Origin of the sequence: Streptomyces sp. x-80 (assembly GCF_046549095.1) — a bacterium.
GTDB classification, from domain to species: domain Bacteria; phylum Actinomycetota; class Actinomycetes; order Streptomycetales; family Streptomycetaceae; genus Streptomyces; species Streptomyces celluloflavus.
In genome coordinates, this window is sequence record NZ_JAJPWM010000011.1 from 1 (window position 1) to 21,521 (window position 21,521).

The window sequence follows — 21,521 nt, forward strand, 5'->3', positions numbered from 1 at the left end:
CCCCCCGCGTCCCACCCCGGCGGCGCGCCTCCCCTCGGCCGAGGGAAGGCGCGCCGCCGTGCGTCGTGCGGGTCACTGCGCGCCGATCGCCTCCAGCATGTTCAGCCGGGCGGCCCGACGGGCCGGCCAGAGCGCGGCCAGCACGCCCACGACCAGCGCGATCAGCAGGAACAGCCCGAGCCGTCCCCAGGGCAGCACCATCTCGTAGGTCGGGAAGGACGTGCCGGCCATCTTGCCGCCGGACCAGGCGAGGAAGATGCCCACACCGATACCGAGCACCGCCCCGAACAGCGAGATGACCACCGACTCCAGCCGGACCATCTGCTTGATGCCGCTGCGGGCCAGTCCGATCGCCCGCAGCATCCCGATCTCGCGGGTCCGCTCGAAGACCGACATGGCCAGGGTGTTGACGACGCCGACCACCGCGATGACCAGGGCCATGGCCAGCAGTCCCATGACCATGTTCATGATCATGTCGATCTCCCCGGCGGTCTCCCGGCGCAGATCGGCGTGGTCCTGGACCTTCAGCAGCGGACTGTCGCCGAGCGCGTGCCGGATGCCCTCGGCGATCGTCTCGGAGCCGCCGCCGTCGGCCTTCACCAGCAGCGTGTCGTTCTTGGGCCGCGGCAGGTGCGGGGTCACCAGCGACATATCGGCGAAGGACGTACCGACCACCGGGTTGTCCTGGTAGACCGCGGCGACCTTCAGCTTCGTCTCCTTGCCGGTGTCGGACGCCTTTTCGGTGAACTCCACCGTGACCTGGTCACCGGCCTTCCAGTGGTGCTCCTCGGCCTCCTTCTGCGAGACGGCGATACCGCCGGCCCGGACCGCGTCCAGTGAGCCCTGGGTGAAGGTCAGGTCGGTGACGGCCGGGAGCTGCGCGAGGTCGGTGCCGACCAGGTGGCCGAAGCCGTCGCCGGTCTTGAAGAACGCCCCGCGCAGCGGCACCATCACCCGCACGCCCGGCACCTGCGCCACCTTCTTGGACAGCTCGGGGTCCAGACCGGTCATGGAGCTGCTGTTCGCGATCTTGTAGTCGGCCGTCAGGCCGGTCGCCGCCATCTTGTCCATGCCCCGCTGCGCCGACTCCCCGACGACCGTCATACCGGTGATCAGGGTGAGCCCGATCATCAGCGCCGACGCGGTCGCGGCCGTGCGGCGCGGATTGCGCAGCGCGTTCTCCTTGGCCAGCTTGCCGCTGATGCCGAAGAGCCGGGTGGTGATGCGGCCGGCCAGTGAGACCAGCGGACGGGAAAGCAGCGGCGCGAGGATGATCATGCCGATCAGCGTCAGCATCGAGCCGGCCATGGCGATCGACAGATTGTCGCCGATGGCGTCGAGGGTGGAGAGGTAGAGCATCACCGCCACGCCGACGCCGGTGACGAGCAGTCCGAGGGAGTTGCGGAAGACCAGGCTGCGCGGTGCGGGGGGCGCCTCGACGGTGTTCAGCGCCTCCACCGGGGCGATCTTCGCGGCCTTGCGGGACGGCAGCCACGCGGCCAGTACGGTCACCACGACTCCCACCGCCAGCGTGTAGGCCACCGTGGCCGGCCGGACGACGACCGGGCCGTCCGGGAAGTGCGCGCCGTTGGCGTCGAGCACCGCCCGCAGGCCCACCGCGATACCGGCGCCCAGCGCGAAACCGATGGCGGACGAGACGAGCCCCAGCAGCCCCGCCTCGGCCAGCACCGAGCGGACGACCTGCCGGCGCGAGGCACCGATCGCCCGCATCAGCGCGATCTCGCGGCTGCGCTGGGAGATCAGCATGGTGAAGGTGTTGGCGATGAGGAAGACGCCGACGAACAGGGCGATACCGGCGAAGGTCAGCAGGGTCTTGCTCATCGCGCTGTTCTGCGCGGTGACCATCTTGGCCTGCTGGGCGGCCAGTTCGGCGCCGCTGATCGCCCTGGCCCGGTCCTTGGGCAGCAGCGCCCGGACCTGTGCGGTCAGCGCCCGCTGGTCGGTGCCGGGATGCGCCGTCACCACCAGCTCGTCGAACTGGCCGGGGTGCAGGAACAGCCGCTGCGCGGTGGCGGTGTCGAAGAGCGCCAGGTTGCCGCCCGCGGTCACCTCCGGGTCGTCGGTGGTGACGATGCCGACCAGCTTCTTCGTCAGCACCGGGCCGTCGGTGGCGAACCGCACCGTGTCGCCGATCCGGTAGCCGGCGGCCTTCGCGGTGGACTGGGCCAGCGCCATCTCGTCCGCGGCGGCGGGCCCCCGGCCCTGCGCCAGCGGATAGCGGGCGTCCCGGCCGTCCTTGCCCGGCTGGTAGTTGACGGCGCGGTTCCGCCAGTCGTCGCCGACCGGCCGGCCGTCCTTGTCGGCGAGGGTCGCCGATCCGGTGACGTCGGACCGCACGTTCCGCACACCGGGCAGTGCGCGGATGCGGTCGGACAGCTTCTTGTCGAGGGCGGTGGTCCGTTTGCCGTCCGCGTTCTCGTCGGCGACGCCGGTCCGGACGGTCTCGACCGAGACGGCCACGTCCTTGAGGTTCCTGGTGGAGGCGTTCTTGGCGGCCTCGCCGATGGTGTCGCTGAAGATGAGGGTGCCGGCGACGAAAGCGGTGCCCAGCAGGACCGCGAGCGCGGTCATCATCAGGCGGGCCTTGTGCGCGAGGACATTGCGCAGAGCGGTACGCAGCATGGTGGTGGTGTCAGTCCTGGGGTGCGGTTACTCGGGATACGGCAGGGTGGCGGGCGCGGTGCCCGGTGTCTGGGGCGCCGGCGTCAGTTCGTCCGGCCCTTGGCGTCGAACAGCCGCATCCGGTCCAGCACCGCGTCGGCGGTCGGCTCGTACAGCTCCTCGACGATCCGGCCGTCGGCGAGGAAGACCACCCGGTCCGCGTATCCGGCGGCGACCGGGTCGTGGGTGACCATCACCACGGTCTGGTCCATCGCCCGCACCGACTCCCGCAGGAAGCCCAGGACTTCGGAGCCGGAGCGGGAGTCGAGATTGCCGGTCGGCTCGTCGGCGAAGATGATCTCCGGCTGGGCGGCCAGTGCCCGCGCCACGGCCACCCGCTGCTGCTGGCCGCCGGAGAGCTGCGCGGGCCGGTGCGTCAGCCGGCCGGACAGGCCCACGGTCTCGATGACGGCGTCCAGCCACTGCCGGTCGGGCTTGCGGCCGGCGATGTCCATCGGCAGCGTGATGTTCTCCAGAGCGGTCAGCGTGGGCAGCAGATTGAACGCCTGGAAGATGAAACCGATCTTGTCGCGGCGCAGCCGGGTCAGCTGCTTGTCGCCCAGCGACGCCAGCTCGACCTCGCCGATCCGGGCGGAGCCGCCGGATATCGAGTCCAGACCGGCCATGCAGTGCATCAGCGTGGACTTGCCGGACCCGGACGGGCCCATGATCGCCGTGAACCGGGCCTTGCCGAACTCGACGGAGACCGAGTCCAGCGCGACCACCCGGGTCTCGTCCCGGCCGTAGACCTTGCTCAGGTCCGTCGCACGGGCGGCGACGGCCGCGGTGGCTCGGGCGGGGGCGGGCGAGCCGGGGAAGGCGGTCGCGTGGGACACGGGGGACTCCTGGAGGGGGGACGGAAGGTGAGATCCCCATTCTCGGCCGCGCGGGGTGCCGGGCACCTCGGCCGCAGGGACCGAAAGCCGGACCGGCCGAAAGTCCGACCGGGCCCGCCGCCGTCATCCCCTGGGGGGACCCGCGTCCGACCTTTGGCCGACGGGCCGTCATCGGTGCGGCGTACGGGATCAGCCCTTCACCGCGCCGCCGAGCGCGAATCCGCCGCCCAGCCGCCGGGAGATCAGGAGGTACAGCAGGAGCACCGGCGTCGAGTACAGGAGGGAGAAGGCGGCGAGTTCACCGAAGGCGATGCCCTGGTAGTTGCCGAAGAAGGTGAAGATGCTGACGGACGCGGGCAGTTGCTCGGGGGAGAGCAGCAGCATGAAGGGGACGAAGAAATTGCCCCACATCATGATGAACGTGTAGACGGTCACGACCCCGAACCCGGGGCCCATCAGCGGCAGGACGATCCGCAGCAGCGTCTGCGCCCAGGAGGCGCCGTCCGTCCAGGCCGCCTCCTCCAGCGCCCTGGGCACCCCGTCCATGAAGTTCTTCAGCAGCCAGATGGCGAACGGGAGCTGGGCGGTGGCCAGGAAGAGCGCGGTGCCGTACATCGTGTCGATCAGATCGACCTGGACGAACAGTCCGTAGACCGGGACCATGAGCGCGGTGACCGGCAGACAGGTCGAGAACAGGACGGTCAGCAGGTACGGGCGGCTGAAGCGGGCCCGGAAGCGGGACAGCGGATAGGCGGCCAGCGCCGCGCAGACCATCGTGACCGACGTCGCGCCGCCGCACAGCAGCAGGCTGTTGAGCATCGGCGTGAAGGTGATCTCGTCGGTCAGCACCGCCGCGAAGTTGGCCACACCGGGCGCCTCCGGCAGCCGTACCCGCAGCGTCGCACCGGTGTCCAGCGACGACAGCACCAGCCAGGCCAGCGGGACGGCGAAGGCCGCGGCGGTGGTCAGCAGCGCGGCGTCGGCGGCGAGGCGGTGGCGGGTGGCGCGGGACGGGCGGCGGGGCATCAGACCTCCTCGCGCAGCAGCCGCAGCGAGACCACCGAGAACAGCGCGCCCACCACGAGCAGCAGCAGCGCCACCGCGGTGCCGTAGCCGATCAGGGACTTCATGAACGCCTGGTCGTACATGAACACCGGCAGCGTCTGGCTGCGGTCGCCGGGGCCGCCGCGGGTCATCGTCCAGATGAGCCCGAAGACGGAGAGCGTCTGGAGGGTGTTGAGCATCAGATTGGTGCCGATGGAGCGGCGGATCATCGGCAGCGTGATGTGCCACAGCCGCCGCAGCCCGCCCGCGCCGTCGACCTCCGCGGACTCGGTGACCTCCTGGGGGATCCCGGCCAGCGCCGCCGAGTAGATCAGCATCGAGAAGGCGGTGCCGCGCCAGACGTTGGCGAACGACACGGCGAGGATCGGGAGCGTGAACAGCCAGTTCTGGGTGGGCAGATGGAGCCAGGCGAGGAGGGCGTTGAGGGTCCCGCGCCGTTCGAAGAAGGTGTAGAGCAGAAAGCCCGCGACGATCTCCGGGAGCACCCAGGCGGTGATCACCACCGCACCGGTGACCGCGCGTACCGGCCGCGAGGCGCGCCGCAGCAGACCGGCCAGCGCGAGGCCCAGGGTGTTCTGGCCGAGGAGCGAGGAGAGCACGGTGAACACCAGCGTCAGCACCACCGCGTTGCGGAAGGCGGGGTCGGCCACGGCGTGCCGGAAGTTGGCCAGGCCGACGAAGGACGCCGACTCCTGGCCGGTCAGCTGGGTGTCGGTGAGGGCGAGGTAGCAGCAGTAGCCGACCGGCCCGGCGAGGAAGAGCAGCAGCAGGACGGTGGCCGGGGCGAGCGGGGACCAGCGCAGCAGACCCCTGCGGACGGCCGCGGGGCGGGGCGCCGGGGCCGGGCGCGCGGTCCGCGGGACGGCGCCGGTCATGGCCTGGCGACGACGTGGCCGCCGGTGAGGGACGCCAGCCGGCCGTCGTACTCCGCGGCCGCCCGCCGCGGAGTGGCCTCGCCCGCGGTGACCGCCTCCATCGCCTCGCCGATCGCCGCGGACACCTTGGGGTAGTCGGGCAGCGCGGGCCGGTACCGGCTGACCTTGACCAGACCGGTGAAGAAGCCGATGCCCGGTACCGACGACAGATAGCGCGGGTCGGCGGCGACATCCTTGCGTACCGCGATCTGCGCGCCCCGCACGCACCATTCGAGGGCGTTGGACCGCGACTGGAAGGTCTCGATCAGCTGCCAGGCCAGCTCCGGCTGCCGGGCCCTGCTCGGCACCGACCACGTCCAGCCGCCGGCCAGGCTGACGGTGCCGGGCGGGGCGCCGTGCTGGGTGGGGAAGGGGGCCTGGCCGAGCGTCGTGGACCACGCGGGCCAAGGTCTGCCGCCGCCGGCGGGCTGCCACTGCTGGCCCAGCCACGAGCCGTCGAGGTCGATGGCGAGCTTCTCCTCGGGCAGCAGTTCGGCGGCGACCCGGGTCTGGATGCTGGGGCTGAGCGCGTCGGACACCTCGGGGCCCAGGTGCTCCCGGTAGACCGTGTCGAGGAAGGCCAGGCTGTCCCGGAAGCCCTTGGTGCCGGTGACCCAATTGCCGCTGACCGGGTCGTGGAGCTGCTGCCCGCCGGTGCCGTAGAGCAGCATCTCGAAGCCCTGCATGACGGCGGCCTCGCCCGCGCTCTTGCCGGTGAAGACGTTCAGCGGGATGACGCCGGGCACCTTCCGCTTGACCGTCCGGGCCGCGTCCAGCACCTCGTCCCAGGTCCGGGGCCGCCAGTCGGCGGGCAGTCCGGCCCGCCGGAAGATCTTCTTGTTGAACCACAGCCCGCGGGTGTCCGTACCGTCCGGGACGCCGTAGGTGCGGCCGTCCGGCCCCTTCGCCGCGTTCTTCGCGGCCGGTTCGAACTGCCCCCACTGGTCCCAGGCGTTGAGGTGGCCGTCCAGGGGCCGCAGCAGCCCGGCCCGGATGTCGGAGTTGATCAGGAAGGTGTCCTCGTAGACCAGGTCGGGCGCGGTCTTCGGGGAGCGCATCATCTGCTGGATCTTGGTGTAGTAGTCGTTCTCCGCGGCCTGGACCGGGATGAGCCGGACCTTCTTGCCGGGGTGGGACCGCTCGAACTGCCGCGCCATGAGCCGGACGTAGTCGTCCCGGACCGTGACCTTGCCGTTGGTGTCCTTGACGAAGGCGACCTTGACGGTGTCGCGGTCGCTCCCGGACCCGCTGCCGCAGGCGGTGAGCGTACCGGCGGCCAGAATGGCGGCGGTGAGCAGAGTCAGCGGGGCGGTGGGGCGCACGGCACGACCTCCAACTGGCCACGAAGGGCCGCTCGGTGACCGTAGGTCAGCCGTCGGGGCGGGTCAATGGCCCGACCAGCGGTAGCGCAGTTCGGGTCGGCCCACCTGGCCGTACTGCGGGGCGCGGGCGGCCCGGCCGGTCTCCACCAGGTGTTCGAGATAGCGGCGGGCGGTGATCCGGGAGATCCCGACGCCGGCCGCCGCCTCGGCCGCGGTCAGACCGCCGGCGGCGGCGCGCAGTCCGTCGGTCACCACCCGCAGGGTGGCCGCGGTCAGCCCCTTGGGCAGCGCGGCCGGCCGCGGTGAGCGCAGTGCGGCGATCGCCCGGTCCACCTCGTCCTGACCGCTGGCCTCGCCCGCGGTGGCGCGGAAATCGGCGTAGCGGGCGAGCCGTTCGCGCAGGGTGGCGAAGGTGAACGGCTTCAGCACGTACTGCACGACGCCGAGCGAGACACCCTCGCGCACCATCGCCAGATCGCGGGCCGAGGTCACCGCGATGACATCGGCGCTCTGCCCGGCCGCGCGCAGCGTCCGCACCAGGTGCAGTCCGTGGCCGTCGGGCAGGTAGAGGTCGAGCAGCAGCAGATCGACGGGGTGCTGGTCGAGGTGGCGGCGGGCGTCGCCGCCGGAGTGCACGGTGCCGCAGACGGCGAAGCCGGGCACCCGTCTGACGTACAGGGCGTGCGCGTCGGCGGCGACGGGGTCGTCCTCGACGACGAGGACGCGGATGTCGGGAGTGGTCACCGGGCCCATCCTCTCGCAGGGGTCCCGCCACCGGCGCAGGCCGGTCCGGCCGCGCGCGTCATACCGTCACCCGCGCGTGCAGCGGCAGCCGGACGGTGAACCGCGCGCCGCCCTCCGGGGCGCGGTCGAGGGTGACGGTGCCGCCGTTGCGCCGTACGGCCTGCTGGACGAGGGCGAGCCCGAGGCCGCGGTCGCGCGCGGCTCCGGCCGTGGCGGCGCCCGCCGTGGCGGCTGTGGCGTCCCGGGTGCTCGGCTTGGTGCTCCAGCCCCGCCGGAAGACCTCCTCGGCGGCGCCGTCGGCCACCCCCGGCCCGTTGTCCGCGACGCGCAGCAGCAGCTCACCGCCGGCCGCCCGCGCGGTGACCCGCACCTGCGGCGGCGGGGAGGCGGCGGTGTGCTCCTGGGTCGGCGCGGCGGCGTCGATGGCGTTGTCGACGAGGTTGCCCAGCACCGTCACCAGATCGCGGGCGGGCAGACCGGGCGGCAGCAGCCCGTCGTCGATGCGGCTGTCCGGGGTCAGCGTCAGCTCGACGCCGTGCTCGTTGGCCTGTGCGGCCTTGCCGAGCAGCAGCGCGGCGAGCACCGGTTCGGCGACCGCGCCGACGACCTGGTCGGTCAGCGCCTGGGCCAGCTCCAGCTCCGCCGTCGCGAAGTCCACGGCCTCCTCGGCCCGGCCCAGTTCGATCAGCGAGACCACGGTGTGCAGCCGGTTGGCGGCCTCGTGGGCCTGCGAGCGCAGCGCCTCCGCGAAACCGCGTACGGAGTCCAACTCCCCTGACAGGGACTGGAGTTCGGTGTGATCGCGGAGGGTGACGACGCTGCCGCGGTGCTCGCCGCCGCAGACCGGCGCGCTGTTGACGACGAGGACCCGCTCGGCGGTGAGATGGAGTTCGTCGACGCGCGGGCCGGGCGCCGCCAGCGCCTCGGTGAGCGCCTCGGGCAGCCCCAGTCCGGCCACGGAACGGCCCACCACCTCGCCGGAGAGCCCGAGCAGCTCCCGCCCGCCGTCGTTGATCAGGGCCACCCGGCGCCGCCCGTCCAGCATCAGCAGCCCCTCACGCACCGCGTGCAGCGCCGCATGGTGATAGTCGTGCATCCGGCTCAGCTCGGCGGCGTTCATCCCGTGCGTATGCCGCCGCAGCCGCGCGTTGATGACATACGTCCCGGCGCCGCCGAGCACCAGCGCGGCCGCCGCCACCCCGACCAGCGCCAGCACCTGGTCGCGCAGTTCGGCGCTGATCGTCTCGACGGTGATCCCGGAACTGACCAGCGCGATGATCCGGCCGCCCTGCGCCGGGTCGCGGACCGGCGCGACGACCCGTACGGACGGACCGAGCACCCCCCGGTACGTCTCGGCGAAGACCTCACCGCGCAGCGCGGGCCCGGTGTGCCCGAGGTACTTCGCGCCGACCGCGGACGGCTCCGGATGGGTCCAGCGCGTCCCGTCCGGGGCCATCACCACGACGAAGTTGACGCCCGCGTCGCGCTCCAGGCGGGTGGCGTACGGCTGGAGCGCGGCGGCCGGATCCGCCGAGCGGGCCGCCGCCACGACGGCCGGGGAGTCGGCGACGGCGCAGGCGGCCGCGGTCACCTGGCGCCGCGCGGTGGCCGCCGCCTGCCGGTCCGCGCTGACGTACGCGAACACCACACAGCCCGCGACGACCACGGCCACCAGCACGACCTGCATGGCGAAGAGCTGCCCGGCGAGGCTGCGGGGGCCGCGCAGCCGGCGGAGCGGTCGGAGTCGGGGTCGGGCGAGGGGCATGAAGAACAGTCTGCACGGTCACTTTTACGTGAACGAAATGCACGTAAGGGTGACGGGCGCCACAGTGACGTGCATAGTCGCCGGGACTTTGCTGTGCGCCGGAGCCGCTGAGCCGCACACCGTCGCAGAGCCGTAGACCGAGGAGGCAGCCGTGGCTGCACAGACCCCGCCGTCCGGGGAGACCACCGAGGAGACCGCGCCCAGGAAGCGGGACCGCACCCATTACCTGTACCTCGCGGTGATCGGCGCGGTACTGCTCGGCATCGCCGTGGGCTTCGTCGCCCCGGGCGTAGCCGTCGAACTGAAGCCGCTCGGCACCGGGTTCGTGAACCTCATCAAGATGATGATCTCGCCGGTCATCTTCTGCACCATCGTGCTGGGTGTCGGCTCGGTCCGTAAGGCGGCCAAGGTCGGTGCGGTGGGCGGACTGGCCCTCGGCTACTTCATGGTGATGTCCACCGTCGCGCTGGCGATCGGTCTGGTCGTCGGCAACATCCTGGAGCCCGGCTCCGGGCTGCATCTGACCGAGGCCGTCCGGCACGCGGGCCAGGCCCAGACGGCGGGCGGCGGCGAGAGCACCGCGGAGTTCCTGCTCGGCATGATCCCGACCACGCTGGTCTCCGCCTTCACCGGCGGGCAGGTGCTCCAGACGCTGCTGGTGGCGCTGCTGGTCGGCTTCGGTCTCCAGGCCCTGGGCACGGCGGGCGAGCCGGTCCTGCGCGGCATCGGGCACCTCCAGAAGCTGGTCTTCCGGGTGCTCGCGATGATCATGTGGGTGGCGCCGGTGGGTGCCTTCGGCGCGATGGCCGCGGTGGTCGGCGCGACCGGTCTGGACGCGCTGAAGTCCCTGGCCGTCATCATGATCGGCTTCTATGTCACCTGTCTGCTGTTCGTGGTCGTGGTGCTCGGCACGCTGCTGCGGCTGGTCGCCGGCGTCAACGTCTTCCAGCTGCTGAAGTACCTGGGGCGGGAGTTCCTGCTGATCCTGTCCACGTCCTCCTCGGAGTCGGCGCTGCCCCGGCTGATCGCCAAGATGGAACACCTGGGCGTCAGCAAGCCGGTGGTCGGCATCACCGTCCCGACCGGCTACAGCTTCAACCTCGACGGCACCGCCATCTACCTGACGATGTCCTCGCTGTTCGTGGCCGAGGCGATGGGCAAACCGCTGCCGGTCGGCCAGCAGATCTCGCTGCTGGTCTTCATGATCATCGCGTCGAAGGGCGCGGCGGGCGTCACCGGCGCGGGCCTGGCGACGCTGGCCGGCGGTCTGCAGTCGCACCGCCCGGAACTGGTGGACGGCGTCGGCCTGATCGTCGGCATCGACCGCTTCATGAGCGAGGCACGGGCGCTGACCAACTTCGCGGGCAACGCGGTCGCCACGGTCCTGATCGGCACCTGGACCAAGGAGATCGACAAGGCCAGGGTGAGCGAGGTACTCGCCGGCCATCTGCCGTTCGACGAGAAGACGCTCGCCGCGGACGGCCACGGGCCCGCGGAGGCGCCGGCCGCCGAGGTGCCCGCACCGCGCACCGGCGACGCCAAGGCGACCGCCCAGGTCTGACCGCGGGGCCGCACCGCTGACGGCGGGCCGTGCGCGGCGGGCCGGAACGGAACGGCGGGCGAAGGGGCGGGTGCCGGTGGGCGCCCGCCCCTCCGCCGTACCGCGGTGCCCGGCCGGCGCCGGGCACCGCCCTCAGACCGGCCGCAGCCAGAGCGTGGCCAGCGGCGGCAGCACGGGGGTCAGCGAGGCGTCCCGGCCGTGCCAGGGCACCGGCTCGGCCGTCAGCGGGCCGGGGTTGGCGACACCGCTGCCGCCGTAGCGCGGGGCGTCGGTGTTGAGGACCTCGCGCCAGACCGGGAGATGGCCGGGGACGCCGAGCCGGTAGCCGGGGCGTACGACGGGGGAGAAGTTGGCGACCGCGAGCAGCGGGGAGCCGTCGGCGGCGAAGCGGAGGAAGGCGAAGACGTTGTCCTCCCGGGCGTCGCCGTCGAGCCAGCAGAACCCGCCCGGGTCGGTGTCCCGCTCCCACAGCGCGGGCGCGGCGGCGTAGCCGCGGTTCAGATCGCGGACCAGATCGCGCACGCCCCGGTGGTCCGGCTCCGCCCCGTACGAGGGGTCCAGCAGCCACCAGTCCGGGCCGTGGCGCTCCGCCCACTCCGCACCCTGCGCGAACTCCTGCCCCATGAAGAGGAGTTGCTTGCCCGGGTGGGACCACATGTAGCCCAGATAGGCACGGTGGGTGGCCCGCCGCTGCCACCAGTCACCCGGCATCTTCGACACCAGGGAACGCTTGCCGTGCACCACCTCGTCGTGCGAGATCGGCAGCACATAGTTCTCCGAGTACGCGTAGACCATGGAGAAGGTCATCTCGTGGTGGTGGTACTTGCGGTGCACCGGCTCCTTGGCGACATAGCCGAGGGAGTCGTGCATCCAGCCCATGTTCCACTTCAGCCCGAAGCCCAGCCCGCCGAAACCGCCGGGGCCGACGTGGTGCGTGGCCCGGGTGACGCCGTCCCAGGCGGTGGACTCCTCGGCGATGGTGACGACGCCGGGACAGCGGCGGTAGACGGTCGCGTTCATCTCCTGGAGGAAGGCGACCGCGTCGAGGTTCTCCCGCCCGCCGTGCGCGTTCGGCGTCCAGCCGCCCTCCTCGCGCGAGTAGTCGAGGTAGAGCATCGAGGCGACGGCGTCCACCCGCAGCCCGTCGATATGGAACTCCGCGCACCAGTACACCGCGTTGGCGACCAGGAAGTTCCGCACCTCGGCGCGGCCGTAGTCGAACTCCAGCGTGCCCCAGTCCGGATGCGCGGCCCGCGCCGGGTCCGGATGCTCGTACAGCGGCCGTCCGTCGAACTCCGCCAGCGCCCAGTCGTCGCGCGGGAAGTGCGCCGGCACCCAGTCCATCAGCACGCCGATACCGGCCCGGTGCAGCGCCTCCACCAGGAACCGGAAGTCGTCGGGGGTGCCCAGCCTGGCCGTGGGCGCGTAGAACCCGGTCACCTGATAGCCCCAGGAGCCGCCGAAGGGGTGCTCGGCGAGCGGCATCAGCTCGACGTGTGTGAACCCCAAGTCCGTTACATAAGCGGGGAGTTGATCGGCCAGCTGCCGGTAGTTCAGACCGGGCCGCCAGGAGGGCAGGTGCACCTCGTAGACGGAGAACGGCGCCTCGTGCACCGGGCGCGCACCGCGCCGCGCCATCCAGTCCGCGTCCCGCCAGCGGTGGTGCGAAGCGGTCACGACCGAGGCGTTGGCCGGCGGGCACTCCGTACGGCGGGCCATCGGATCGGCGCGCAGGCTCCGTGCACCGTCCGGCCGGACGATCTCGAACTTGTACAGCTCGCCCTCGCCGACGTCCGGGACGAACAGCTCCCAGACACCGGACGAGCCCAGCGACCGCATCGGGAAGGCGGTGCCGTCCCAGTGGTTGAAGTCCCCGACGACCCGGACACCTCGGGCGTTGGGCGCCCAGACGGTGAAACGGGTACCGGTCACGCCCTGGTGGACCATGATCCGCGCGCCGAGCGCCTCCCACAGCTGCTCATGGCGGCCCTCGCCGAGCAGATGCAGATCCAGCTCGCCGAGCGCGGGCAGGAAACGGTACGGGTCCTCCGCCGTGACGGTGGTGTCCGCGTACTCCACCAGCAGCTCGTACTCCGGGATGCCGCGCAGCGGCAGCACCCCGGCGAAGAGCCCGTCGCCCTCGGGGTGCAGGGCGGCGCGCAGCCCCTTCGCCAGGACGGTGACGCTCTTCGCGTACGGCCGCAGGGTCCGCAGGAGCAGCCCGCCGCGTACGGGGTGCGCGCCCAGCAGCGCGTGCGGATCGTGGTGCGTCCCGCCGAGCAGCCGGCGCCGGTCCTCGTCGGCCGGCGGGGCGGCGGTCCGTACACCGTGGCCACTGCCCCGGGATCCGGCCGGGCGGGCGGGCCGGCCGGTGCGGGGGGCCGCGGTGGCCGCGTCCCGCGGCGCGGGCGGCCGGTCGGCCGTCACCGGCTCGGCGGCGGTGGCGGTGGCGGCGGGTTCGGCCGCCGTGGCGGGTGCGGGCGTGCTGCGGCGGGACGGCGGTCGGGCGGTCACGAGAGGTGCCTCCTCGGGCGGTGCGGTGCATCGGTCGGATCGGGCGCGGACGGTGGCGGTCGGGGCGGCGGTGGCGAGACCGGGACGACGGGGTCCGGCGGTGCGACGGCCCGCGGCGGGCCCGTCACCCGCGTCCGTCGGACCGGGTGGACCCCGCGGCTCCCCGGGGCCCGCCGGACCCCGTCGTCCCGGTCGCCTCCGCAGGCCCCACCGTCCCCGCCGCCCCGGTGGCGCCGCCCCGCGCGGCGATGTCGTCCCCGGCCGTCGCCAGCCGCCGGATGGCGGCCATCGGGACGGGCAGCCAGTCCGGCCGGTGCCGGGCCTCGTAGAGCACCTCGTAGACGGCCTTGTCGGTCTCGTAGGCGCGCATCAGCTCGGGGGCGGCGCGGGGATCGTGTCCACCGGCCTCGGCGTACCCCAGGCAGAAGGCCGCGCGGGTGCGCCGCGCCCACTCCAGCGACCAGGCATCGCCGCCGCCCGGCCCGCTGCGCGCCGCGTAGTCGAAGGAGCGCAGCATCGCCGCGACATCGCGCAGCGCCTGCTGGGGCCGGCGCCGCTCGGCCGGCGGCCGGGCCGGTTCGCCCTCGAAGTCGATCAGCGACCAGCGGCCCGCGCCCGCCGAACGCAGCGTCTGGCCCAGATGCAGATCGCCGTGGATGCGCTGGGCGGCCCAGCCGCGCCCGTCGTGGCCGACCGTGGCGAGCGCGTCGAAGGCGGTCCGCAGCCGGGCGCGGTAGGGCGCGAGGACGGGGACCGCGCGGGCGGTGGCGTCCAGCCGCTCGGTCATCTGCGCGGCCATCGCGGCCAGCTGCGGACGGTGCAGTTCGGTGGTCGGCAGCACCTGGGCCAGCGCGGTGTGCACCTCCGCGGTGGCGTGGCCCAGCGCCCGCGCCGAGCCGGTGAAGTCGGCCCGGACGGCCAGCGCGTGCAGGGCCAGCTGCCAGCCGTCCGCGGAGCCCGGCAGGAACGGCTGGAGGACCCCCAGCGTGGTCGTCTCGCCGCACTCCTCCGCGCCCGCCGCCTCGAACCAGGCGGCGGGCGCCGGCACCCGCGCGCAGCGGGCACCGGCGAGCGCCCGCGGCAGCTCCAGATCCGGGTTGACGCCGGGCGCGATCCGCCGGAACACCTTGAGGATGAACGTATCGCCGTAGACGATCGAGGAGTTGGACTGCTCGACGGCGATCGGCCGGGCCGGCAGCCCGGAGGGGATGGCGGCGCCCGGTTCGTGGCAGAACCGCAGTGCGCCGAGCCGGCCGGGCACCCGCAGCCGCTCCAGCAGCAGCCCGCAGAGCCGGTTGTCCAGCAGCGCGTCGTAGACGGTGCGGCCGCGCAGCGGTCCGTCGGCCGGGCGGCCGATCGCCGCGGGCGCCAGCTGCGGCGGCAGCGCGGGGTGCACCCCCAGCAGGAGCTGGTAGCAGTCACCGGCGGCCGGCCGGTCGGGCTGCCCGGACTGCCGGGTGCGGACGAGCAGCTGGAGCAGGCCCGGTGCGCCGCCGTCGCTCACGCACGGCAGCAGTTCGGTGGCGGAGACCAGGGTGAAGCCGGTGAGCTGCTGTCCCTTGCCGGCGAACCAGCGCTGGCGCGGCACCCAGGCGGCGAGCAGCGGGGCGAGCGAGGAGAGCAGATCCGGTGCGAGGACGAGCGGACGATCAGGGGTGTTGCGGGTGGCACGGGTCGAGGCGGTGTCCGACATGGGCGTCGCGTCCTTTCCCCGGGCACACGACAGATAGCGCAAAGTGTCCCGGAATGCGGCCTTGACTGTGCGGCGGCGCGGTGGGGGTACCCCCAGAAGGTGGAGCAGCGGGCGGCGAGCGCCCGGCGGGCGGTGGTGTGTGCGGTGCCCCTACCCGGCCGGCCCGGAGCCGGGGCGGCGGTCGGTGGCCCGCCCGGCTCGTGCGGCGGTAGGGAGACTGCCCGAACGAAAGGTCAAAAAACGCCCGTACGCGCCGCGCGGCCGCGTACGGGCGGATTTCTCGGTGCCCGCGCCCGGTCAGCGCGCGCCGGTGATCTGTCCGGTGTTCTGCCGCAGCCGGAACCAGTAGAACCCGTGGCCCGCCAGGGTCAGCAGATACGGCAGTTCGCCGATCGCCGGAAAGCGCACGCCGCCGATCAGCTCCACCGGATGGCGGCCGCTGAACGCCCGGAGATCGAGTTCCGTCGGCTGCGCGAAGCGCGAGAAGTTGTGCACGCACAGCACCAGGTCGTCGTCCGCGGCCCCGCCGCCCGCCGGAGCCTCCCGCAGGAAGGCCAGTACCGCCGGATTGGTGGAGGGCAGTTCGGTGTAGCTGCCGAGCCCGAACGCCGGGTTCTGCTTACGGATCTCGATCATCCGGCGGGTCCAGTGCAGCAGCGAGGAGGGCGAACTCATCGCGGCCTCGACGTTGGTGACCTGGTAGCCGTAGACGGGATCCATGATGGTCGGCAGGAACAGCCGGCCCGGGTCGCAGGAGGAGAAACCGGCGTTGCGGTCCGGCGTCCACTGCATCGGCGTGCGCACCGCGTCGCGGTCGCCGAGCCAGATGTTGTCACCCATGCCGATCTCGTCGCCGTAATACAGAATCGGCGAGCCCGGGAGCGAGAGCAGCAGGGCCGTGAAGAGTTCGATCTGGTTGCGGTCGTTGTCGAGGAGCGGGGCGAGCCGCCGCCGGATGCCGATATTGGCGCGCATCCGCGGGTCCTTGGCGTATTCCGCGTACATGTAGTCGCGCTCTTCGTCCGTGACCATTTCGAGGGTCAGCTCGTCGTGGTTGCGCAGGAAGATGCCCCACTGGCAGCCGGCCGGGATCGCCGGGGTCTTGGCGAGGACTTCCGAGACCGGGTAACGCGATTCGCGGCGGACCGCCATGAAGATCCGCGGCATGACCGGGAAGTGGAACGCCATATGGCATTCGTCGCCGCCGACGGCGTAATCGCCGAAGTAGTCGACGACGTCCTCCGGCCATTGATTGGCCTCGGCGAGCAGCACCGTGTCCGGATAATGCACGTCGATCTCGGCCCGGACCCGCTTGAGGAAGGCGTGCGAGGCGGGCAGATTCTCGCAGTTGGTGCCCTCCTCGGCGTAGAGGTACGGCACCGCGTCCAGCCGGAAGCCGTCGATGCCCAGGTCGAGCCAGAACCGCAGGGCGGAGATCATCTCCTCCTGGACGGCGGGGTTCTCGTAGTTGAGATCCGGCTGGTGGGAGAAGAACCGGTGCCAGTAGTACTGCTTGCGCACCGGGTCGAAGGTCCAGTTGGACGCCTCGGTGTCGACGAAGATGATCCGGGCGTCGGCGTACTGCTTGTCGTCGTCCGCCCAGACGTAGTAGTCGCCGTACGGACCTTGTGGGTCGGTACGCGACTCCTGGAACCAGGGGTGCTGGTCGCTGGTGTGATTCATCACCATGTCGATGATGACCCGCATACCGCGCTGGTGGGCGGCGTCCACGAATTCCACGAAGTCGGCCAGATCGCCGAATTCGGGCAGGACCGCGGTGTAGTCGGCGACGTCATAGCCGCCGTCCCGCAACGGGGAGGTGAAGAAGGGCGGCAGCCAGAGGCAGTCCACCCCGAGCCATTGCAGATAGTCGAGTTTCGCCGTGATGCCCTTGAGGTCGCCGATGCCGTCGCCATTGCTGTCCTGGAAAGAGCGCACCAGGACTTCGTAGAAGACGGCCCGTTTGAACCAGTCGGGATCGCGGTCCTTCTGCGGAGTGTCCTCGAAGGTATCGGGAACAGGCTCATTGACGATCAATTGGGTGACCCTCCGATCGGTGAGGACGGTCGCAGCGACAGCACATGAGCGGGCGCGAGAGAGCGGCCCGGCTCCAGGCGCACATAGTTGTCCCTGCCCCAGTGGTAGGTGTCGCCGGTGAGCTCGTCGCGCACCGGGACGGACTCGTGCCGGCCGAGGCCGAGTTCCGGCATGTCCAACGACACCGTCGCCTCGTGGGTGTGGTGCGGGTCGAGGTTGACCACGGTGAGGACCGTGTCGGCCGCGGCGCCGTGCCCCTCGCGTTTGGAGAACGCGAGCACGGCGTCGTTGTCGGTCCGGTGGAAGTGCAGGGAGCGCAGTTGCTGGAGCGCGGGGTGCCGGCGGCGGATGCGGTTGAGCGTGGTGATCAGCGGTGCGATGGTCCGCCCCGAGCGGGCCGCCGCCGCCCAGTCACGGGGCCGCAGCTGGTACTTCTCCGAGTCGAGGTACTCCTCGCTGCCGGCCTGCACGGGCGTCGCCTCGCACAGCTCGTACCCGGCGTAGACCCCCCACGTCGGGGAGAGCGTGGCGGCCAGCACGGCGCGCACCTCGAAGGCGGTCCGGCCGCCCTCCTGGAGGTAGGCGTGCAGGATGTCCGGGGTGTTCACGAAGAAGTTCGGCCGCAGATACGCGGCGCAGTCGCCGGACAACTCGGTGAGGTAGTCGGTCAGCTCCTGCTTGGTGGTACGCCAGGTGAAGTACGTGTACGACTGCTGGAAGCCGATCTGCGCGAGGGTGTGCAGCATCGCGGGGCGGGTGAACGCCTCGGCGAGGAAGAGCACATCCGGGTCGGTGCGGTTGATGTCGGCGATCACCTTCTCCCAGAACGGCACCGGTTTGGTGTGCGGATTGTCCACGCGGAAGATCCGGACGCCCCGGGCCATCCAGAAGCGCAGCACCCGCTCCGTCTCGCGGACCAGCCCGCCGAAGTCGGCGTCGAAGGAGAGCGGGTGGATGTCCTGGTACTTCTTCGGCGGGTTCTCGGCGTGGGCGACGGAGCCGTCCGGACGGTGGTGGAACCACTCGGGGTGCCGTGTGACCCAGGGGTGGTCGGGGGAGCACTGGAGCGCGAAGTCCAGGGCCACCTCCATCCGCAGGTCGCGGGCGGTACGGACGAAGTGGCCGAAGTCCTCGAAGGTGCCCAGGTCCGGGTGGAGGGTGTCGTGGCCGCCCGCCGCGGAGCCGATGGCCCAGGGGGAGCCGACGTCGCCGGGCCCGGCGGAGAGCGCGTTGTTGGGGCCCTTGCGAAAGGCGGTGCCGATGGGGTGGACGGGCGGCAGATAGACCACGTCGAAGCCCATGGCGGCGACGGCGGGCAGCCGTTCCGCGGCGGTGCGCAGGGTGCCGCTGACGAGGGTGCCGTCCGGTCCGGCGGCGGCGCCCTCCGAGCGCGGGAAGAGCTCGTACCACGAGCCGTACAGCGCCCGGCGGCGTTCGACGGTCAGCGGCATCGGGCGTGAGGCGGTGAGCAGTTCGCGCAGCGGATGGCGCGCCAGTGCGTCGGTGACCTCGGGGGAGAGCGCCACGGCGAGCCGGGTGGCGGCGGGCAGCCGGCCGTCGCGCAGGGCGTCCGCCGCGCCCAGCACCGCCTCGCGGCCCTCGCTCTTGGGGACGCCGGCGGCGGCCCGCTCGTGGAGCCGCGCGCCCTCGGCGAGTACCAGCTCGGTGTCGAGACCGGCCGGAATCTTGATCCGGGCGTGCCGCTGCCAGGTGGTGACCGGGTCGGACCACGCCTCGACGGTGTACGTCCAGCGGCCCTCGACGCCGGGGACGGCCGTGGCGCACCAGCGGTCGGTACCGGGTGCCGCCTCCCGCATCGGCGTCCAGGGGCCGCAGCGCCCGGCGGGGTCGCGCAGCACCAGGTTCGCGGCGACCGCGTCGTGGCCTTCGCGGAAGACGGTGGCCGAGACGTCGAAGGACTCGCCCACCACCGCCTTCACCGGGCGGCGGCCGCAATCGATCTGCGGGCGGATGTCCAGGACAGGGATGCGACCGATCATGGGCTCACCAGAGGTAAATAGCGCTTTGCCGGGTTTTGTCCTTTGTATCCGCTGTATCCGCTCCACGGCAGGGGGGCGAGGTGCGGGCATGGGGGCTCCTGTCCGCTTTCACTCGGTTGGCGGGTGGGTGCGGCGGGCCGGGCCGGCGCGGGCGGATCGCAGGCGGGAGGCGGCGTACCGGCCGGACCTTCCCGCGGGCGGTACGCCGGGCGATCCGGCGGCGGGTGAACTACCCGTCCGTCGCCGGGGGCCCGCCGGGATCCGTCGGGGGCAGGCCCCGGGGGACGTGCGGGCGGTGAGGGCGCAGCGGTGTCATGGACGACATTCCCCTCCTCAACTCGTGGTGATCACAACGGAGTTGCGGTGTGCGGGTGTCCGTACCGCGCCGGGGCCCGTCGGCGCCACATCGCAGCCTCTCGCCACGACGGAGCCCGTACAAGACCGCATGAGGGGGTGGAATCGGCCATATCGCCGGTGCGGCCGACCCCGGGGCCGGCGGCGGCCCGCCGCCATCGCCGGCTTCCCGCCCGGGTCCGGCAGCACGGCCGTGCTGCCGGACCCGGTACGCCGGCGGCCTCGGGCGGCCGCACGGCGACCACCTCAAGGCCGCCGGCGACCTCGGCGTACCGCTGATCGGCGTGCGGCCGCTCCACCGGCACGGCGCTTCCGCCGGTCGCTGTCCCGGGAGGCCGGCAGCGGGAGCGCTACCCGGTCCTCGACCCGGACGAGCTGCCCCGGCCGACGCCGCGGGAGCTCGACGGCGGGCCCGCGCGCGGCACGCTCGCCCTGCCCGGCGGGCGCCGGCCGCACGCGGCCGTCCGGCAGGCCCTGGTCGGCCGGGTCCCGCTGCCGCTCGACTCCGAGATGGCGGAGAACGGCCCCGCCGGGCGCGGGATCACCGAGGGGCTCCACGGCGGCGGCCGCGCACACCGGCTGCGCCAGGAGATGCCGCTGGGCACCGGCGGCGTCCGAACCGTCCACGCGTACCGCCGGCTCACCGGCCACCCGGCGCCCGAGGTCTTCCGCACCCACGAGGGCCACACCGGATTCCCCGGCCGGGAACGCATCCGCGCACTCCGCCACCGCCTGCCGCTGATGGACCGCCGTGGCCACGGCCGTTCGCCCTGCCGCCCCGGTGTCGCGCGGCGACAACGCGGTGGGCGCCGACGGCATCATCGGTCTGCCCGGCGACGGCGGCCATCTGGCCGGGCTCGCCTGCGACGGGGTGAGCGCGCCGCGCGCCGCCGCCTCCTCGACGGCCGGACGTCCCCGCTGGGCCGCCGGCATCCCGCCGGCGCCGCCGGCCGCCGTGCCCTGGCCGAAGCCGCTGGTCCCCGGTGACCGGGCCGGCGCGCCCGCGCGCTACCGGGAGTGCGCCGGTGAACCGCTCCTCGCCACCGTCGAGTTGCTCGCCGGGGCGCTGGGCGCGGACCCTCTCGTGGCGCCCGGCCGCCACCCGCACACCCGGCCGCCGGCGGTCGTCGGCGCGACGCTACGGGGACTGTGGGTGCGGGTGGCGGAGCGGGCGGGGTGCGGCGCGGGCGGGGCCGTGCTCAGACCCGCTGAAAGCGGAACAGCTGCCGGGCGTTGTCCTTGGTGCGACAGGTGTACTGGACGATGAGCGCGTTGTTGGCCCGGCTGCCCCCGCGTACTTCCAGGCACTTGTCGTTGAATGTCTTGATGCGGTAATTGCCGCCGCCGGCGCTCACGATTTTGAATTTCTCCGTGTAGTTGTCCTGCGAGCGGCAGTTGTACTGGACGATGGGCGTGTTGTCGGCCCTGCTCCGGTTCTGGATCTCCAGGCACTTGTCGTCGAAAACCCTGATCGTGGAGGTGCCGTTCCCGGCCGACCGGACGGTGAATTTCTCGCTGTAGTTGTCGGTCGTGTGGCAGTTGAACTGGATGATGCGCGAGTTGTTGGCCGTGCTGCGGTTGAGCACCTCGAAGCATTTGCCGCTGAACGTCTTGATCAGGTAGGTGCCGTTGGCGATCGCCGCGGCCGTCGCCGTGGGGCGCGCCGCCGGGACTGCCACGGCCTGCGGTACCGCCATGAGCGACGTCGCGACGGTGGCGCCCGCCAGCGCGGCGCCGGTGACGGCCCTGCGGGTCCGGGGTCGAATGCGCATCCGGTGTCCTCCCACTCTCGACGGGTGCGGCCTCCGGTTCTTCCGGCGTTTCCGAAAGGGTGGAGGATCGGCACACTGACTGCCGAAAACGTTCCCACTTCCGTCCGAGTGGCTGACAGTGAGAATTTCTGGATTCGTCCGAAAGGATTATGGTGCGGGGCGGTATGTTCGAAAATGCCGACAGTTGTGGGGTGGCATCCGTAAGGCGGTATCCGTAACGCAACACCCGTAACGCCGATATCCGCAATGCCACATCGGTAAC

Annotated in this window: 15 protein-coding genes; 2 read left to right on the plus strand and 13 right to left on the minus strand. The window is 72.3% G+C overall.

Annotation, left to right across the window (positions count from 1 at the left end; all coding sequences use genetic code 11):
* Nucleotides 1–72: 72 nt before the first annotated feature.
* The 7 genes from ACLJWH_RS22455 to ACLJWH_RS22485 all read right to left on the minus strand — a co-directional run bounded on the left by ACLJWH_RS22455 (nt 73) and on the right by ACLJWH_RS22485 (nt 9,328).
* A complete protein-coding gene (locus tag ACLJWH_RS22455) occupies nt 73–2,643 on the minus strand; it encodes an ABC transporter permease (RefSeq protein WP_411143535.1) in 2,571 nt (856 codons plus the stop codon).
* Nucleotides 2,644–2,726: 83 nt separating this feature from the next.
* A complete protein-coding gene (locus tag ACLJWH_RS22460) occupies nt 2,727–3,518 on the minus strand; it encodes an ABC transporter ATP-binding protein (protein ID WP_411143536.1) in 792 nt (263 codons plus the stop codon).
* Between the two features lie 189 nt (nt 3,519–3,707).
* Complete coding sequence (locus ACLJWH_RS22465; RefSeq protein WP_411143537.1) at nt 3,708–4,544, minus strand: carbohydrate ABC transporter permease; 837 nt, start codon at nt 4,542–4,544, stop codon at nt 3,708–3,710.
* Nucleotides 4,544–5,458 (minus strand): carbohydrate ABC transporter permease, encoded by a 915-nt coding sequence (locus ACLJWH_RS22470; protein ID WP_411143538.1) that lies wholly within the window; start codon nt 5,456–5,458, stop codon nt 4,544–4,546. The genes ACLJWH_RS22465 and ACLJWH_RS22470 overlap by 1 nt, the downstream gene beginning before the upstream one ends.
* A complete protein-coding gene (locus tag ACLJWH_RS22475) occupies nt 5,455–6,819 on the minus strand; it encodes an extracellular solute-binding protein (protein WP_411143539.1) in 1,365 nt (454 codons plus the stop codon). Before ACLJWH_RS22475 ends, ACLJWH_RS22470 begins: the two co-directional genes overlap by 4 nt.
* Nucleotides 6,820–6,882: 63 nt before the next feature.
* Nucleotides 6,883–7,563: a response regulator gene (locus tag ACLJWH_RS22480; protein ID WP_411143540.1), complete on the minus strand. Its 681-nt coding sequence runs from the start codon at nt 7,561–7,563 to the stop codon at nt 6,883–6,885.
* A 58-nt stretch (nt 7,564–7,621) separates the two neighbouring features.
* A complete protein-coding gene (locus tag ACLJWH_RS22485) occupies nt 7,622–9,328 on the minus strand; it encodes an ATP-binding protein (RefSeq protein WP_411143541.1) in 1,707 nt (568 codons plus the stop codon).
* 151 nt (nt 9,329–9,479) lie between these two features.
* Here ACLJWH_RS22485 and ACLJWH_RS22490 point away from each other — a divergent pair, with 151 nt between their 5' ends.
* Nucleotides 9,480–10,889 (plus strand): cation:dicarboxylate symporter family transporter, encoded by a 1,410-nt coding sequence (locus ACLJWH_RS22490; protein WP_411143542.1) that lies wholly within the window; start codon nt 9,480–9,482, stop codon nt 10,887–10,889.
* 132 nt (nt 10,890–11,021) lie between these two features.
* Here the strand turns inward: ACLJWH_RS22490 and glgB are convergent, their stop codons facing one another.
* The 5 genes from glgB to ACLJWH_RS22515 form a co-directional block, all read right to left on the minus strand.
* A complete protein-coding gene (gene glgB, locus ACLJWH_RS22495) occupies nt 11,022–13,316 on the minus strand; it encodes a 1,4-alpha-glucan branching enzyme (RefSeq protein ID WP_411143767.1) in 2,295 nt (764 codons plus the stop codon).
* 211 nt (nt 13,317–13,527) lie between these two features.
* Nucleotides 13,528–15,096, minus strand: coding sequence for a maltokinase N-terminal cap-like domain-containing protein (locus ACLJWH_RS22500; RefSeq protein WP_411143543.1), 1,569 nt, complete (start codon nt 15,094–15,096; stop codon nt 13,528–13,530).
* 297 nt (nt 15,097–15,393) lie between these two features.
* The gene (gene treS / locus ACLJWH_RS22505; RefSeq protein ID WP_411143544.1) at nt 15,394–17,133 is read right to left on the minus strand and encodes a maltose alpha-D-glucosyltransferase; all 1,740 of its coding nucleotides are present in this window, start codon (nt 17,131–17,133) and stop codon (nt 15,394–15,396) included.
* Complete coding sequence (locus ACLJWH_RS22510; RefSeq protein WP_411143545.1) at nt 17,130–19,133, minus strand: alpha-1,4-glucan--maltose-1-phosphate maltosyltransferase; 2,004 nt, start codon at nt 19,131–19,133, stop codon at nt 17,130–17,132. Before ACLJWH_RS22510 ends, treS begins: the two co-directional genes overlap by 4 nt.
* A 600-nt stretch (nt 19,134–19,733) precedes the next feature.
* Nucleotides 19,734–20,246, minus strand: a complete 513-nt coding sequence (locus ACLJWH_RS22515) for a hypothetical protein (protein WP_411143546.1) — start codon at nt 20,244–20,246, stop codon at nt 19,734–19,736.
* On the opposite strand from ACLJWH_RS22515, the gene ACLJWH_RS22520 reads away from it, so the two are divergent.
* Nucleotides 20,239–20,754, plus strand: a complete 516-nt coding sequence (locus ACLJWH_RS22520; RefSeq protein WP_411143547.1) for a hypothetical protein — start codon at nt 20,239–20,241, stop codon at nt 20,752–20,754. The genes ACLJWH_RS22515 and ACLJWH_RS22520 overlap by 8 nt on opposite strands.
* Here the strand turns inward: ACLJWH_RS22520 and ACLJWH_RS22525 are convergent.
* The gene (locus ACLJWH_RS22525; protein ID WP_411143548.1) at nt 20,687–21,259 is read right to left on the minus strand and encodes an RICIN domain-containing protein; all 573 of its coding nucleotides are present in this window, start codon (nt 21,257–21,259) and stop codon (nt 20,687–20,689) included. The two genes, ACLJWH_RS22520 and ACLJWH_RS22525, sit on opposite strands and share 68 nt — an antisense overlap.
* Between the last annotated feature and the right edge of the window lie 262 nt (nt 21,260–21,521).